Source organism: Pedobacter frigiditerrae (assembly GCF_004331645.1).
In the GTDB taxonomy this organism is placed as follows: domain Bacteria; phylum Bacteroidota; class Bacteroidia; order Sphingobacteriales; family Sphingobacteriaceae; genus Pedobacter; species Pedobacter frigiditerrae.
In genome coordinates this window covers 546,400-561,120 of the sequence record NZ_SJSK01000004.1, presented here as the reverse complement: position 1 = coordinate 561,120, position 14,721 = coordinate 546,400, and the positions used below count along the sequence as shown (strand labels likewise).

Here is a 14,721-nt window from a genome sequence, read left to right as displayed (position 1 = left end):
GTTTGCAAACTTATGAAACCTCTGTTAAAAGTCTCAATAAATTAATCAACATTTAGTTTGATGAAAAGTTTTTATCAGGTTTAAACAAATAAATAATATCGGTAATGAATGATTATAATAAGGTTAGAGATGTAATCCAAATTAATAATACAACAATATGAATATAAAAAGAATATTTAGTTGGTTGTTTCCTCACAAATGCTGCTATGGAATTTTTTATAGATAAAATTAAACTCAAAGGTCCTAATAATAAAATAGATAAGATATCTAGATTCGGTGTGCATGGACCAGATCTGAATGCTCCCAATAAATTAAATATCGCTATAGCTGAGCTCAATATTCCATATAATATTAAAGACTTGAAAGCATTCTTTTTTTCTAGGCCCATCAAATAGTCCCTGGTTTTTGCTAGCTATTCCTCTTTTAATTTAGCCAAGATCTTCTCCAATTTTACCTTATCTTGTGCATAACTAGCTAAATCAAAAAGGGCTACTTTTCTAAATTCAATTGGATGACTTTCGCTTTGTAAGGAAATGTAGCCGCTAGTTAAACGTTTTCCATCTTCCTTAACTTTTGGGTCGTAATTACTTACGCTACCACCACCAATTTGAGGTTTGGTATAGGTTAACACTAATTCTTTGTTTACATAATGTTTAATTACAGAATCTCCCAAAACTAAAAACTCAGCGGTTACCCATTGTTCGCCGTGAAAGGTTTTAGAATTAGATTCTAAACAATGTGCTACCGTTAATTTATCATCCATATAGATGGTTGTGCCTGGTGTGCAGACATTACTGGTGTGACGTTCATGTGTGCCGTCGCCTCCTAATAACTGCCCTTCAATAGAAATAGGGAAGTCTTGGTCTTTTAACATTGTTTTTGGGTCTTGACCATGTAACATGGCACCGCTATTTCTGGTAGCCCAGCCTTCGCCACCCTTAGCTTGCTCGCCAACAAAACGATATTCTACTTTTAGTAAGTAATAAGAAAATGGTTTTTTATAATGAATGTGGCCATACTGTTTGTCGAAAGTATCATAACCGTCGTAACTAACTTTCATTACACCGTTTTCTACCCTGAAAGTATTGGCGTAGTTCTCACCAACTTCATGTTTAGCAATTTTAACGGTCCAATCTTTTAGATCTTTGCCGTTAAATAGGCTTATCCAACCTTTTTGAGCATGACAAGCTGAATTACAAAATAAGATTGATGCTAAGATGAATAGTCTTAAATATGGATTTGGTTTCATGCGTTTATATTTCGCAGCAAAATACCAAATTATTTAATAAGAAGGGTGAGATTAAATTTTTTCTAAAAAAGGTTTTACTTTTTCTAAAGCAAAATCAAGTTGTTCTTCTTGAGTAAGCTCAGTGTTATCTAAAATAATAGCATCTTCAGCTCTAACCAATGGGCTTTCTTTTCTAGTTGTATCAGCATAATCTCTATGAGCCAAGTTTTCAAAAACTTCTTCTAGAGTGGTTACGGTATTGCCTTTTGATACCAGTTCCTTATGTCTGCGTTCAGCCCTAATTTTAGGGTCGGCAGTCATGAAAAATTTAACTTGGGCATCTTCAAAAACAGCGGTGCCAATATCACGGCCATCCATTACTATGTTTTTAGATTTGCCCATTCTTTGTTGCTGTTTAACCATGTCATGACGAACTTGCTTGTTTGCCGAAACTTCACTTACGTTTTCAGAAACTGGCATTTGTCTAATTTCTTCAGAAACTTCTTCGCCGTTTAGAAGAATATGAGACTCGTAATCTCTTGAGTGAAAATTTAACTCAATGTGATGTAGCGCATCATTAATGGCTTCTTGATTAGTCATGTCAACCCTGTTCCGTATAAAGAACAAGGTAACTGCTCTGTACATTGCTCCGCTATCAATATAAATAAAACCTAATTTTTTAGCGAGTGCTTTTGCTAAGGTGCTTTTTCCGCAAGAAGAATAGCCGTCAATTGCTACAACCAGATTTTTTCTCATGTTTAACAAAGATAAATATTTTGCTTTAGTTTTCTAAAAAGCTTTTATATCATTTCAATTTTATGAGTAATAAAAGTTAGAACTTTTAGACACCTCAATTTGTTAATTAATCATATTTTAAAATCAAACGTGATGTTATTATCAGAAAGAATGTTGACCGCTTTAAACGAGCAGGTAAAAATAGAGGCAGAATCATCTCAGATTTATTTGGCCGTTGCCTCTTGGTTAGAAACGCAACCTGGGTTAGAAGGTTATACCGAATTTTTCTATAGACAAAGTGATGAGGAACGTCATCACATGCTAAAGTTTATTCATTATATTAATGATAGGGATGGACACGCCATTATTCCTGCTTTAGCAATGCCTCAAAATAATTATTTGCAAGTTATAGATGTATTTAGGGATTTTCTGAAAAACGAACTGGAAGTGTCTCAGTCAATTAACGACTTGGTAGAGTTGGCCTTAAATGAAAAAGATTATTTAACATTTAAGTTTTTGCAGTGGTATTTAGATGAGCAATTGGAAGAAGAAAAAATGGCAAAAACAATGCTCGAAAAATTAGAATTAGTAGGCAACGATAGAGGAGGAGTTTATCAATTAGATAAGGATATTGTAGGCTTAAGAACAAAAGTTAGCGAAACTAAAGAAGGGGAATAACTTCCTTTGTAAGGGATGTTTTTTGATTGCATGATATTCCTACCTTTGTGTTATGATACCTACTATAGAAGAACTACTTAAGGAAATTACTTTTAAAACATCTCGCAGTGGTGGTAAAGGTGGGCAAAATGTAAATAAAGTTTCTAGCAAAGTTGAACTCATTTTTAATGTACAAGAAACACTGTTGTTTAATGAAGACGAAAAAGCACTATTGCTTGAAAGATTAAAAACAAAAATTGATACCGAAGGTAATTTGCATATTGTATCTCAAGTAGATAGAAGTCAACTTGTGAATAAAGAAATATCAATTATTAAGTTTTTAGATTTATTGGAGAAATCTTTAACTGTTAAAAAGAAGCGTAAGCCCACAAAAATTCCGAAAGCAGTTATTGCAAAAAGATTGGCTAATAAATCTGTAATTGCTGCTAAAAAGCAAAACAGAGCAAAGCCAACTATAGATTAAAACCTATAATACATCGCAATTGTTCCGTATTGATGTGCTTTCGCCACACTTTTCACCTCTTTAGATTTGAACAAGATGCTATAATCAAAAGTAAAACGTGGTGTACTGTAGTTAAAGCCCAATTGTTGTGCAAACACTAATGGTTTCGCATCAAAAGTTACCGGACTATCATCGTTAAACATACTTCCTTTGATGGTAGCATCATAAGCAACAAAATTTATTTGAGGCTTTGCATAAAAGAAAATCTCTTTTTTAACTAGCTTTTCTGTTTTAGAGTTATTGCTAATTACCGAATTAGTAGCCGCAGAATTAAATAACTGATTAATATTGCCAGCTCTTAGTAATATGCCAGCACCAGCACCACTATAAGTTGTTCCTACGTTTGCATATCCTTCAAAAGAAAAGTCTACATCCTTTTTCGCAGTACGATGTAATAATTGAGTGTATTGGGCAGAAAGGTTTATTGCTAATTCATTTTTGATTTGATATTGCCAGCCATCAATAGTGTAAAAGCCAACAATATCATGTAAAAGTTGTTGAGCTTCTTTCCCTAAAGCATCTGGCCCAATTGTACCTATTTCTAAACCTGCCTTTAAAATGCTTTCCTTTTTATAAAATAGATTAACATTTCCAGCAGCATAAAGATATCCAGCAAATGGGCGATCTTGATTAGCAGGATTTGGCGAATACCCAGAAATAGGATTATACATTTTCTGGCCAACAGAAATTTCGTAAGTCAATTTCTCCAATTTCTCCCCTAGCTTTTTTTGATCTGTAGCGTGGCGAAAATAGATGAATAAGCCATTGGTGTAATAACGATCCTGACCATAAAATAGATAGGCATCGTTATCACTTTTAAAACCAAACTCATTCTTTTGCTCTTGAGCAAAACTGCAAACATTTATTGCAAAAAGTAACAGAATAGAAAGTGTTAATCTATTTAACATTTTATTTATTTGGAATTGAAGCTGTTTTAATTGTTAAATCTAATGGATTTTTAACTTTATCCTTCATCAAAGCTAATTCAATTACCTCTTTCATTTCTGTTACGTAATGAAACTGAAGGTCCTTAATGTAATCTTCCTTAATTTCTAATATATCTTTTCTATTAGATTTACAAAGGATGATTTGTTTGATGTTTGCCCTTTTAGCGGCTAAAATCTTCTCCTTAATTCCGCCAACTGGTAAAACTTTGCCACGTAAGGTAATCTCACCTGTCATTGCTAAATTAGATTTCACTTTACGTTGTGTAAAAGCAGATGTTAAAGCTGTTAGCATGGTGATACCAGCAGATGGCCCGTCTTTTGGGGTAGCTCCGGCAGGAACGTGAACGTGAATGTCAAAATGGTCAAACAAAGCGCTATCAATGCCGAATAAACCTGCGTGTGCCCTCAAATAAGCTAAAGCGATAATCGCAGATTCCTTCATTACATCGCCAAGGTTACCAGTTAAAGTTAGTTTTCCTTTTCCTGGGCTTAGGCTTGCTTCAATAAATAAAATATCTCCACCAACAGAAGTCCAAGCTAAACCAGTTACAACACCAGCAACCTCATTTCCTTCATAAGCATCTTTATCATAAATCGGAGCACCTAAAATGCGTTCAACATCTGCCAAGTTTAAGGTCGATTCATAAGCTTCTTCCATCGCAATTTTTGTGGCGATACCTCTAACTAGTGAACCGATTTTTTTCTCTAAACCACGTACACCACTCTCACGAGTATAATCTTCAATTACTTTCTCAATTAAGGAGCTTTTTAAGGTGATGTCTTTATTTTGTAAGCCATGCTGTTCCTTTTGTTTTGGCAATAGGTATTTTTTGGCAATTTCTATTTTCTCTTCAATTGTATATCCATTTACTTCTATGATCTCCATGCGATCTAAAAGTGCAGGTTGTATTGAGCTTAATGAGTTTGCAGTAGCTATGAAAAGTACATTTGATAAATCATAGTCAGCTTCTACATAATGATCATTAAATGCATTGTTTTGTTCTGGGTCTAAAACTTCTAGTAAGGCTGATGAAGGATCTCCTCTAAAATCAGAGCCTACCTTATCAATCTCATCTAATACAAAAACAGGATTTGCCGCTCCAGCTTTTTTAATAGATTGAATAATGCGACCAGGCATTGCGCCGATATAGGTTTTTCTATGTCCACGAATCTCAGCTTCATCTCTAATTCCGCCTAAGGCCATACGTACATATTTGCGATTGATAGCTTTAGCAATAGATTTACCTAAAGAAGTTTTACCAACTCCCGGAGGGCCAACTAGGCAAAGAATTGGTGCCTTCATGTCTCTTTTTAATTTTAAGACGGCTAAATATTCAATGATACGTTGTTTAACTTTTTCAAGACCAAAGTGATCCTTATCTAGTATTTTTTGTGCACGTTTTAAATCGAAATTATCTTTAGTAAAATCGCCCCAAGGTAAATCTAATAGCAATTCAAGATAATTCATTTGTATAGAATAATCTGGTGCTGCAGGATTCATTCTCGCTAATTTTTCTAATTCCTTTGCAAAATGACCAGCAACAGATTTATCCCATTTTTTCTTTTTTGAACGGGCTTGTAAAGCCTCATATTCTAAATCAGATGAATTACCTCCTAGTTCTTCTTGTATGGTTTTTAACTGAGCATTTAAGAAATAATCACGTTGTTGCTTGTCTAAATCAATACGAACCTTAGATTGAATTTGGTTTTTTAGCTCTAACATCTGCAGTTCAGTTGTTAGCAGGTCCATTACCATTTCCGCACGTTTACGTAAGTTGCCCATTTCAAGCATTTTCTGCTTATCGGCAACATCTGCATTCATATTAGAAGAAATGAAATTGATCAAAAAAGAAGTGCTCTCAATATTTTTTAATGCAATTCCCGCTTCACTTGGAATGTTTGGCGAAAGTTGGATAATCTGTGAGGACATTTCTTTAATAGATGCCACAAGGTTCTTGAATTCCTTATCGGTTTTATGCTTAGTCTCAGTAAATTTAGCAATGATAACCTTAATATATGGTTCTGATTGTACTTCCTCAACTAGTTGGAAACGCTGTTTGCCTTGAATGATAACCGTTGTATTTCCATCTGGCATTTGCAACATTTTGATAATGTGCGCTACTGTGCCCACACTATTTAATTCATCAAAAGTTGGATCTTCAATGGAAACATCTTTTTGAGAAACTACACCAATAATCCTATCACCTTTATAAGCTTCTTTAATTAGTTTGATGGATTTATCTCTTCCAACTGTGATAGGAATAACAACGCCTGGAAATAAAACGGTATTCCTAAGTGGTAAAATTGCAAGAATTTCTGGTGTTTCTTCATTGTTCATCTCATCTTCGTCTTGTTGAGACATTAATGGGAAGAACTCTGTATCTTCATTTATAATTGGTAGTGCTTGACTAAAATCAAATTGATCTTTGCTCATTAAGTGGGCCTTTATTTAAATATAGTAAACGACAAACTGACAGCATTGTCGTTATAAAAGTATTAATTAATTGTTGAATGGTGTAATTTCAACTCTTGTGCCAAAAACATAAATTAATATTGTTCCTGTTAAAAAGTCAGCCTGAAAAATTACTTGCTTATCATATTTAACTTTTTTTAACGTTAAGCATATTAATTACAAATGGTATGATAGTTGTATATTAGTGTCGATATTACAAAATACTAATTTGAATTTGTAATTTTAATTAAATAGAACGTTTAATGAATTATTTTAAAAAAACATCTTTATTGTTTTTAGCCCTTTTAGTTTCTGTAACAACATTTGCTCAAGGTAATTTTGAGAAAATGGGAATGCAAGCTTTTTTGAAATATGATTATAAGACTGCTGCAGCACAATTAGAAAAGGTAGATAGCAACGGGCCTAACTATGCAAATGTGTTAAAGACCTTAGGCTATTCATACTTTCAATGTGGCGATTTTGAAAAAGCAATAACTGCGTACAGTAACCTAATTGTATTAAAACCTAACGACTATTCGGCTTATTATTACAGAGGTAAGGCAAGGTTGAACATTGCAAATGCACCTAAGGAATCTTTAAATCAAATGAGGGAAAGTTTTTATACTTCTGCCATTAAAGATTTTACAAAGGGCATAGAGATAAATGGTGAAGAAGACACCCAAATATTGCAAAATAGAGGGATCGCTTACAAAGATTATGCAATTTTTAAATCTTATAAGATTAAAAAAGCGACAGAAAAAGCAGCTTGTTTAGCCATATTCAATAACGCAACCAACGATTTTAAAAAAGTTTTGACTTTACAACCCTCAAGAAAAGATATTATCGATTTGATGGACTATGTAAAAGCACAAGTGACAAGCTTAAAATAACCTAGCTTTAGAATTTATAAAAAAGTCTCATTGAAAACTCAATGAGACTTTTTTTATTTAAACTTTCCAGTAATTCTATACTGTTTGGTTTCCATTAATTTAATATGTTGAGTTTTCTTAATCTGATAAAGGCTATCAGGGTAATAACTCAAGCTATCTTGAGAGGTATAGAGGTCATTAGCATTTGTTATGTAAACTTTAATAGATGTTAACCTATTGTTCTCTAATGAGATTTCTAATTTTTTAACAGGAATTTTCTCACTATGAGAAGTGTAAGTTGTTAGCCCCCCAGCTATAGTTGCATTAAAAGAGCCGTTCCATGAAGCTTTGTTAATATCAGCATCAATAAATGATTTAAATTCCTGATCCCAGTTTTTAATGTTGATGTTTTTTTGCTCTTCCTTTCCGTTTATAAAAACAGTTTTATTTAGGATTGGATTTGTTTTCGATAAACGTATTGCCTCCTTTTTGAAATAACCTGCCAAGTCAAAGTAAGGTTTAGCATTGGCTTTATCCTTATCTTTTAAATTACAAGAAAAAGCTAAAAGGATTACCAAAAAGGGAATGCCAAGTTTCTTCATTATACCAAGCAATTTCCTGTCATGATTGCTGGAATTTCAATTCCCATAATTTTTAATACTGTAGGTGCTACATCTCCTAATTTACCATCTGCAATAGACTTGTAGTCGTTGTCTATCAATATGCAAGGGACTAAGTTAGTGGTGTGAGCAGTATTTACCGAGCCATCAGCGTTAATCATAAACTCTGAGTTTCCATGGTCGGCTAAAATGATGAATGAATACCCATTTGCAATGCCTGTTTTTACAACTTGTTCTGCACAAGCATCAGCAGTTTCTACAGCTTTTACAACGGCCTCAAAAACTCCAGTATGGCCAACCATATCTGGATTTGCAAAGTTTAAGCAAACAAAGTCTGGCCAGCCGCTTTCTAGTTCCTTATTAATTGCCTCAGTGATTCCGGCAGCGCTCATTTCTGGTTGTAAATCATAAGTGGCCACCTTTGGAGATGGGACTAAAATTCTTTTTTCATTTTCAAATTCTTTCTCTCTTCCGCCAGAAAAGAAAAAAGTAACATGAGGATATTTTTCTGTTTCCGCTATGCGGATTTGATGTTTATGATTTGCTTCTAAGACTTCACCTAAGGTATTTGATAAATCATCCTTAGTAAATACAACGTTTACTTTATCAAAACTTTCATCGTATGTTGTCATTGTAACATAGTACAAGGGCAATTTTTTCATTTCAAGTTCTGGGAAATCTTTTTGGCTTAAAGCGGTTGTAATTTCTCTTCCTCTATCGGTTCTATAATTGAAACAAATCACAACATCATCAGGTTTAATTGTAGCTGTAGGTGTGCCATCCTCATTAGTAATCACTATGGGTTTTGTAAACTCATCAGTTACACCTTCATTGTATGATTTTTGAATAGCCGACTCAGCATTGCTAGCTTTTTCTCCAATACCATTTACCATCACATCGTAAGCAAGCTTAACTCTTTCCCATCGGTTGTCTCGGTCCATTGCAAAATAGCGACCAACAACGGTGGCGATTTTTCCTGCTGAGTTTTTTAAATGATTATTTAAAGTAGATATAAAACCTAGTCCTGAATTTGGGTCGGTATCTCTTCCGTCTAAAAATGCATGAATAAAAACCTCTTTTAATCCTTTTTCATTTGCGGCATCACATAACGCCATTAAGTGATTAATATGTGCATGTACGCCGCCATCAGATACTAAGCCTATAAAATGTACTGCCTTATTATTTTGTTTCGCATAGTTAAATGCATTAACCAAGATCTCGTTATTATGTAAAGTTCTATCGGTAATGGCTTTGTTAATTCTTCCTAATTCTTGGTACACAACGCGACCAGCACCCAAATTCATATGCCCAACCTCTGAATTGCCCATTTGTCCAACCGGTAAACCAACAGCTTCTCCTGATGCTTCTAGTTTAGAGTTGGGATAGTTTTGAAGCATTGAATCAAAAAATGGAGTATTTGCTACATAAGCAGCATCAGATTTATCTTTTTTCCCGTAGCCCCAGCCATCAAGAATTAACAATACAAGTTTCTTAGTAGTCATTAGTTTTTGTTATAAATGGAATAAAAATAAGCAAAACTTTAAATATTTAAGCTTTTGCTTATTATTGCAAATATAAGCTATTGAGGCCTTAAAGGAAAGTATTTGAACATTATGATTTATAAGTGGCATAATTTTAGCTTGAAATAATTAGTTTTTTACACACATGATAAAACATTTACTCGCTTTATTTGTTATCGTACTCCATTTTCCTTCAAGTAATGGGCCACAGGTTGATATTATTGATGATTTATCGGCATATTTTAAATCCGGAAACTCCAAGGACATTGCCAAAAATTTTGCATCGTCTGTAGAGTTAATCATAATTGACCAAGAAGATGTATATAGTAAAGCACAGTCTGAACAAATTTTAAGAGATTTTTTTATAAAAAATACACCCAATAAATCAACAATAATTCATCGTTTAAGTAGTAATCCAAATTATCGTCATTGTATACTTTCCTTAAATACTAAAAATGGTAAGTTTAGGGTAACCGTAACATTGAATCTTAAAAAACCATCTAATGCTTTCTTAATCACCGAATTAAGAATTGAAGCAGACAAGGAATAGTTATTTAAGCTGTAAATTCTTATTTTTGAAGAAAATTTACTGCTTTGGATAAAAAAATTGTCGATCTCTTTATCAAGAATGCCATTGCCGAAGATGTAGGCGATGGAGATCATACTTCTCTTTCTACCATACCAAAAAACACACAAGGCAAAGCTAAACTCATTGTAAAAGAAGATGGTATTTTAGCTGGTGTAGAGCTAGCGATAGAAATCTTTAATCAAATCGATTCATCTTTAAAAGTTGATGTGTTAATTAATGATGGTGCCCTTGTTAAATTTGGAGAAATTGCTTTAACAGTTGAAGGAAGTACTCACTCAATTTTATTGGCTGAGCGATTGGTTTTGAATTGTATGCAAAGAATGAGTGGTATAGCAACCAAAACCAATAGAATTGTACAGGCTTTAAAGCCTTATAAAACCCAAGTTTTAGATACAAGAAAAACAACACCAGGCTTAAGATACCTTGAAAAATGGGCAGTTAAAATAGGAGGTGGAGTTAACCACCGTATTGGATTATATGACATGATATTGATTAAAGATAATCATGTTGATTATGCAAGTGGAATAGCCAATGCAATTATTGCTGCAAATGAATACCTGAAAACTACTAATAGGAAACTAGCTATAGAGATAGAAGTTAGAAATTTAACAGAATTGAACCAAGTTTTAGCTCAAGGTAATGTTAATCGTATCATGCTAGATAATTTTCCAATACCACTTTTAAAAGAAGCTGTTGCACTAATTGATGGAAAATTCATTACTGAAGCATCTGGCGGCATTGTAGAAGAAAATGTAACTGATTATGCAGCTTGTGGAGTAGATTATATTTCTATGGGTGCTTTAACTCATTCTGTTAAAAGTTTAGACTTAAGTTTAAAAGCATTTTAATTCATATAAATTCGACCATCTTGAAACTGTTTTTTTTAGTATAATTGTAGGTTATGATTTCGATCTACTCTATTTCAGCACTAATTGTTGCCTATCTTCTTGGTTCGATACCTTCTGCCGTGTGGTTTGGTCAGGCTTTTTATGGTGTGGATGTTAGGGAATATGGTAGCGGAAATGCTGGTGCAACAAATACCTTTAGGGTACTAGGAAAAAAGGCAGGTATCATCGTGATGTTTTTGGATATTTTTAAAGGATATACAGCAACAAAACTTGCTTTTTTTATTGGGCTATCTGTTACAGGACCTCAAAACTCAACTCAATTTGTTAATTATGAATTGGCTTTAGGCGTAATCGCTGTTATGGGGCATTTATTCCCTGTATTTGCAGGTTTTAGGGGAGGAAAAGGAGTAGCCACGCTTTTTGGGATGATCTTGGCAGTTAACCCTACGGCCGCAGGACTTTGTGTTCTTGTATTTGTTATAGTCTTATTATCAACAAAATATGTTTCTTTAAGTTCTATTTGTGCTGGTTTTACATTTCCAATTGCTACAGTGTTTGTTTTGCAAACATCCATTAAATCTGAAGTGTTATATGGAATATGCGTTTGCCTTTTAATATTAGTTACACATCAAAAAAACATCGAGCGATTGCTAAAAGGCAAAGAATCTAAAGTTTACCTGTTTAAGAAAAAACAGAGTTAAGAAATGTTTTTGAAACTTTGAGGCATACTATTTGTTAACTAGAAAATGCGATTAACAAATAATCAATACACTCAAAAAAATATTATGAAACCATCATGAGCAAACGCTCACAAAGCATAATGAAAATGCTCATGATAGCTTCATCACCATTAAAAAACAAATAATATACTGATGAAAAAATTAATGATTCTAGGTATTGCTACAAGTTTGGTAGTAATTTCCTCATGTACCACTTCTGTTGTTCCTTTAACTGGACGTAAAGTTACAACCTTTGGCGTAAGTGCTGCCGATTTGGAGCAACAGGCGGCAATTGGATACTCTCAATTTTTAAGTGATCCAAGTACCAAGGTTGTTTCAACAAATTCAGCAAATACACAAATGATTAAAAGAGTTGGTGCTAAAGTTGCAGCAGCAGTAACGCAGTACATGAATCAAAATGGTTATGGAGAGCAGATAAAAAACTATAAGTGGGAGTTTAATTTAATAGAAAGTAAAGAAATTAATGCTTGGTGTATGCCAGGTGGAAAAGTTGCTGTTTACACTGGCATATTACCAATTACCAAGGATGAGGCTGGATTAGCAACGGTAATGGGACATGAGATTGCTCACGCCATTGCGCAACATTCCGTAGAAAGAGCATCTAATATGATGAAAGCTCAAATAGGAGGGGCAGTGATTGGTGCTGCAGTAGGAAATAAATCAGAAACAACACAAGCTGTTGTAAATCAATTATATGGAATAGGTGCTCAAGCTGGTTATGTATTGCCAAACTCACGAAACCAAGAGTTAGAAGCAGATAAAATGGGCTTGTCTTTCATGGCAATGGCTGGTTACAATCCTAGTACTGCAATTAGTTTTTGGCAAAGAATGGCGCAAGCAAGTTCTGGGGGCTCTAAACCACCTATGTTTTTAAGTACACACCCTTCAGATGACGCCCGTATTGCACAAATCCAAAGAGATTTGCCAGAGGCAATGAAATATTATAAAAAGTAGGCATGATGGCATAAGGTATAAAAGTGGAGGGTTTTACTCTCCACTTTTTTTGTTTTACTAAACAATTTATATAAAATAGAATTGCCGCTAAACCCTAAACCCCTCCTAAAACTTTAAGGATTGCAGAAGCTTTTAATAGACATTCTTCATATTCATCCTCAGCTTTTGCGGCATAAGTAATTGCTCCACCCACTTGAAATGAAAGGTATTGGCGATTTGAATTATATAATATACTGCGAATAATTACATTAAAATCGAAATCTCCATCGGGACTTATACAACCAAAAGAGCCTGAAAAAGCGCCTCTTTTATTTCTCTCATAAGTATCAATTAATTGCATCGCCTTAATTTTTGGGGCGCCCGTCATTGATCCCATTGGAAATGTGTTTTTGATTGCATCAACAAAATGAACTTCGGGATTAAGCTCGCAGCTAATTGTTGATATCATTTGATGAACCTGAGGAAACGTATAAATGCCAAATAATTCATCAACTTGAACAGTGCCTTGAACAGCACTTTTGGTTAAATCATTCCGCACTAAATCAACAATCATTACATTTTCTGCTTGCTCCTTAATACTAGATTTTAAATTTATTTTTATTTGTTCATCTTCAATTAAATCTGTGCTTCTTTTTGCTGTTCCCTTTATGGGTTGAGATATTAATTGATTGCCTCTTTTACAAAGAAATCTTTCTGGAGTAGCTGATATAATATAGTGATTGTATATTTTAAAAAATCCAGCGAAAGGAGTTGGAGATAACTCATTTAGTTCTTGATAAATAGCTAAAGGATTAATTTTTGCATTGTTAGCGAAAAACTCTTGGCAAAAATTAACTTCATAGATATCGCCACGTTTTATATGTGCCTGTAGTTTTTCAACTGTGTTGATATAATTTTTTTTATCAAAGCGACTTTCGATTTTAACATCAGCTGATGATGAAAAATTAGCCAACGAAACTTTGTTAATGGCATCGATAATTCCTTCATCACCTTTTAATACTTTAATTTCATCACCTTGCAAAGCGATTAAATATTTAGGTACGAAGAAATATAAATCTGGAAATTCTAATTGATCCTCATGATTCGTAGTAAGTTGTTCGGTTTCATTTTTAAGCTCATAACTTAATAAACCAAACATCCAATCTTTATTACTTTCATGGAATGATTTTAGAGCTGAAAATGCTTCTCCTGCATTGATCTTGATTTCTTCTTGTACGCCAAATGCAATTAAACAATCATACTGAGAATAAGGATCTGTATAATTGTTAGAATCTAAGCAACAGCAAACCTCGTAAATAGAAGCTAACTGCATTGCTTTTTGCTTGAATAAGCTAATTGTAGTTTTGTTCATTGATAAACAAAGATAAAAATGAGAGTTGGTTATGGGTTAAAATTTATATTTATATCTTGAGTAAATTTTAAAAGCACATTATTTATGAAAAAATGGTATTTATTTATCTTCATTCTTACTTTTCTATGTTTCAATTCTTATGCCCAGCAAAATATAAGGCATAAAGGTTATGAAGAATTTAAAGAATACAGAAATTCAAATGAAGACAAACCTAAATATCTTGCCAAAATGTTAACCATTTTAGCAGACTCCAGTAAGCTAACAAATAGACAAATTATCAATGTCCAGTATCATATTGGTAGGTTGTTTGAGGAAACGGGAAAGCCAGATAGTGCAATTGTTTATTATGATAAAATGCTTAAAAGAGAGCCTAACTATGAAGTAGTACATAGGGCACTTGGATTTATTTATTTGGCAAGGACCAAAGTTTTTGTGCAAGAGATGAATATGGCTAGTAAAGAAAAAAATGTAGAAGCAAATGCTAAAGCATATACCAATTATAAAAAACTAGTTGTAAAAGCTATTCCTCATTTAGAAAAATATCAAGCTTGTAGCCCAGACGAGGAAACATTAATAATAATTGAGAACCTATATAAAAGCATTAAAGACACTCAATCAATTGCAACAATAGAGACCAGGTTAAAAGCTCTTAGTTTAAATTGTGTTTCTTTGTTGGAAGATGAATAAT

16 protein-coding genes are annotated in these 14,721 nt (G+C 33.5%); 9 read left to right on the top strand and 7 right to left on the bottom strand.

The window, feature by feature from the left end:
* The first annotated feature begins 206 nt into the window (after positions 1 to 206).
* Positions 207 to 395, top strand: a complete 189-nt coding sequence (locus EZ428_RS17610; protein WP_131554501.1) for a hypothetical protein — start codon at positions 207 to 209, stop codon at positions 393 to 395.
* A gap of 17 nt (positions 396 to 412) precedes the next feature.
* On the opposite strand, the gene EZ428_RS17605 is transcribed toward EZ428_RS17610, so the two are convergent.
* Together EZ428_RS17605 and cmk are read right to left on the bottom strand one after the other, a co-directional pair.
* On the bottom strand, positions 413 to 1,249 hold the full coding sequence (locus EZ428_RS17605) for a 3-keto-disaccharide hydrolase (protein ID WP_131554500.1): 837 nt from the start codon (positions 1,247 to 1,249) through the stop codon (positions 413 to 415).
* 51 nt (positions 1,250 to 1,300) lie between these two features.
* Positions 1,301 to 1,984, bottom strand: coding sequence for a (d)CMP kinase (gene cmk / locus EZ428_RS17600; RefSeq protein ID WP_131554499.1), 684 nt, complete (start codon positions 1,982 to 1,984; stop codon positions 1,301 to 1,303).
* 132 nt (positions 1,985 to 2,116) lie between these two features.
* On the opposite strand from cmk, the gene EZ428_RS17595 reads away from it, so the two are divergent.
* Both EZ428_RS17595 and arfB read left to right on the top strand, forming a co-directional pair.
* Complete coding sequence (locus EZ428_RS17595; RefSeq protein WP_131554498.1) at positions 2,117 to 2,641, top strand: ferritin; 525 nt, start codon at positions 2,117 to 2,119, stop codon at positions 2,639 to 2,641.
* A gap of 52 nt (positions 2,642 to 2,693) precedes the next feature.
* Positions 2,694 to 3,104: an alternative ribosome rescue aminoacyl-tRNA hydrolase ArfB gene (gene arfB / locus EZ428_RS17590; RefSeq protein WP_131554497.1), complete on the top strand. Its 411-nt coding sequence runs from the start codon at positions 2,694 to 2,696 to the stop codon at positions 3,102 to 3,104.
* Here arfB and EZ428_RS17585 read toward each other — a convergent pair.
* Positions 3,101 to 4,051 (bottom strand): lipid A deacylase LpxR family protein, encoded by a 951-nt coding sequence (locus EZ428_RS17585; protein WP_131554496.1) that lies wholly within the window; start codon positions 4,049 to 4,051, stop codon positions 3,101 to 3,103. The two genes, arfB and EZ428_RS17585, sit on opposite strands and share 4 nt — an antisense overlap.
* Position 4,052: 1 nt before the next feature.
* On the bottom strand, positions 4,053 to 6,524 hold the full coding sequence (gene lon / locus EZ428_RS17580; protein WP_131554495.1) for an endopeptidase La: 2,472 nt from the start codon (positions 6,522 to 6,524) through the stop codon (positions 4,053 to 4,055).
* Positions 6,525 to 6,805: 281 nt separating this feature from the next.
* On the opposite strand from lon, the gene EZ428_RS17575 reads away from it, so the two are divergent.
* Positions 6,806 to 7,432 carry a tetratricopeptide repeat protein gene (locus EZ428_RS17575; protein WP_131554494.1) on the top strand — a complete coding sequence of 209 codons (627 nt, stop codon included), beginning with the start codon at positions 6,806 to 6,808 and terminating at the stop codon, positions 7,430 to 7,432.
* A 53-nt stretch (positions 7,433 to 7,485) separates the two neighbouring features.
* On the opposite strand, the gene EZ428_RS17570 is transcribed toward EZ428_RS17575, so the two are convergent.
* On the bottom strand, positions 7,486 to 8,013 hold the full coding sequence (locus tag EZ428_RS17570) for a hypothetical protein (RefSeq protein WP_131554493.1): 528 nt from the start codon (positions 8,011 to 8,013) through the stop codon (positions 7,486 to 7,488).
* Complete coding sequence (gene gpmI, locus EZ428_RS17565; RefSeq protein WP_131554492.1) at positions 8,013 to 9,533, bottom strand: 2,3-bisphosphoglycerate-independent phosphoglycerate mutase; 1,521 nt, start codon at positions 9,531 to 9,533, stop codon at positions 8,013 to 8,015. The genes EZ428_RS17570 and gpmI overlap by 1 nt, the downstream gene beginning before the upstream one ends.
* A 163-nt stretch (positions 9,534 to 9,696) precedes the next feature.
* Between gpmI and EZ428_RS17560 the strand changes: the two genes are divergently transcribed.
* The 4 genes from EZ428_RS17560 to EZ428_RS17545 all read left to right on the top strand — a co-directional run bounded on the left by EZ428_RS17560 (position 9,697) and on the right by EZ428_RS17545 (position 12,682).
* Positions 9,697 to 10,101, top strand: a complete 405-nt coding sequence (locus EZ428_RS17560) for a DUF4783 domain-containing protein (protein ID WP_131554491.1) — start codon at positions 9,697 to 9,699, stop codon at positions 10,099 to 10,101.
* A gap of 44 nt (positions 10,102 to 10,145) precedes the next feature.
* Positions 10,146 to 10,988, top strand: coding sequence for a carboxylating nicotinate-nucleotide diphosphorylase (gene nadC, locus EZ428_RS17555; RefSeq protein WP_131554490.1), 843 nt, complete (start codon positions 10,146 to 10,148; stop codon positions 10,986 to 10,988).
* Between the two features lie 53 nt (positions 10,989 to 11,041).
* The gene (gene plsY / locus EZ428_RS17550) at positions 11,042 to 11,689 is read left to right on the top strand and encodes a glycerol-3-phosphate 1-O-acyltransferase PlsY (RefSeq protein WP_131554489.1); all 648 of its coding nucleotides are present in this window, start codon (positions 11,042 to 11,044) and stop codon (positions 11,687 to 11,689) included.
* Positions 11,690 to 11,860: 171 nt separating this feature from the next.
* On the top strand, positions 11,861 to 12,682 hold the full coding sequence (locus EZ428_RS17545; RefSeq protein WP_131554488.1) for a M48 family metallopeptidase: 822 nt from the start codon (positions 11,861 to 11,863) through the stop codon (positions 12,680 to 12,682).
* A 94-nt stretch (positions 12,683 to 12,776) separates the two neighbouring features.
* Here the strand turns inward: EZ428_RS17545 and EZ428_RS17540 are convergent, their stop codons facing one another.
* A complete protein-coding gene (locus EZ428_RS17540; protein WP_131554487.1) occupies positions 12,777 to 14,033 on the bottom strand; it encodes an anthranilate synthase component I family protein in 1,257 nt (418 codons plus the stop codon).
* Positions 14,034 to 14,117: 84 nt separating this feature from the next.
* Between EZ428_RS17540 and EZ428_RS17535 the strand changes: the two genes are divergently transcribed.
* Positions 14,118 to 14,720 carry a hypothetical protein gene (locus EZ428_RS17535; protein WP_131554486.1) on the top strand — a complete coding sequence of 201 codons (603 nt, stop codon included), beginning with the start codon at positions 14,118 to 14,120 and terminating at the stop codon, positions 14,718 to 14,720.
* Position 14,721 lies beyond the last annotated feature (1 nt).

Bases quoted from the DNA above. Each gene is read 5' to 3' on its own strand.
- EZ428_RS17595 (WP_131554498.1), top strand. From the start codon at position 2,117: ATGTTATTATCAGAAAGAATGTTGACCGCTTTAAACGAGCAGGTAAAA.
- EZ428_RS17575 (WP_131554494.1), top strand. From the start codon at position 6,806: ATGAATTATTTTAAAAAAACATCTTTATTGTTTTTAGCCCTTTTAGTT.
- EZ428_RS17560 (WP_131554491.1), top strand. From the start codon at position 9,697: ATGATAAAACATTTACTCGCTTTATTTGTTATCGTACTCCATTTTCCT.
- lon (WP_131554495.1), bottom strand. From the start codon at position 6,524: ATGAGCAAAGATCAATTTGATTTTAGTCAAGCACTACCAATTATAAAT.
- EZ428_RS17585 (WP_131554496.1), bottom strand. From the start codon at position 4,051: ATGTTAAATAGATTAACACTTTCTATTCTGTTACTTTTTGCAATAAAT.
- EZ428_RS17605 (WP_131554500.1), bottom strand. From the start codon at position 1,249: ATGAAACCAAATCCATATTTAAGACTATTCATCTTAGCATCAATCTTA.
- plsY (WP_131554489.1), top strand. From the start codon at position 11,042: ATGATTTCGATCTACTCTATTTCAGCACTAATTGTTGCCTATCTTCTT.
- cmk (WP_131554499.1), bottom strand. From the start codon at position 1,984: ATGAGAAAAAATCTGGTTGTAGCAATTGACGGCTATTCTTCTTGCGGA.
- gpmI (WP_131554492.1), bottom strand. From the start codon at position 9,533: ATGACTACTAAGAAACTTGTATTGTTAATTCTTGATGGCTGGGGCTAC.
- EZ428_RS17535 (WP_131554486.1), top strand. From the start codon at position 14,118: ATGAAAAAATGGTATTTATTTATCTTCATTCTTACTTTTCTATGTTTC.
- EZ428_RS17610 (WP_131554501.1), top strand. From the start codon at position 207: ATGGAATTTTTTATAGATAAAATTAAACTCAAAGGTCCTAATAATAAA.
- EZ428_RS17570 (WP_131554493.1), bottom strand. From the start codon at position 8,013: ATGAAGAAACTTGGCATTCCCTTTTTGGTAATCCTTTTAGCTTTTTCT.
- EZ428_RS17540 (WP_131554487.1), bottom strand. From the start codon at position 14,033: ATGAACAAAACTACAATTAGCTTATTCAAGCAAAAAGCAATGCAGTTA.
- EZ428_RS17545 (WP_131554488.1), top strand. From the start codon at position 11,861: ATGAAAAAATTAATGATTCTAGGTATTGCTACAAGTTTGGTAGTAATT.
- arfB (WP_131554497.1), top strand. From the start codon at position 2,694: ATGATACCTACTATAGAAGAACTACTTAAGGAAATTACTTTTAAAACA.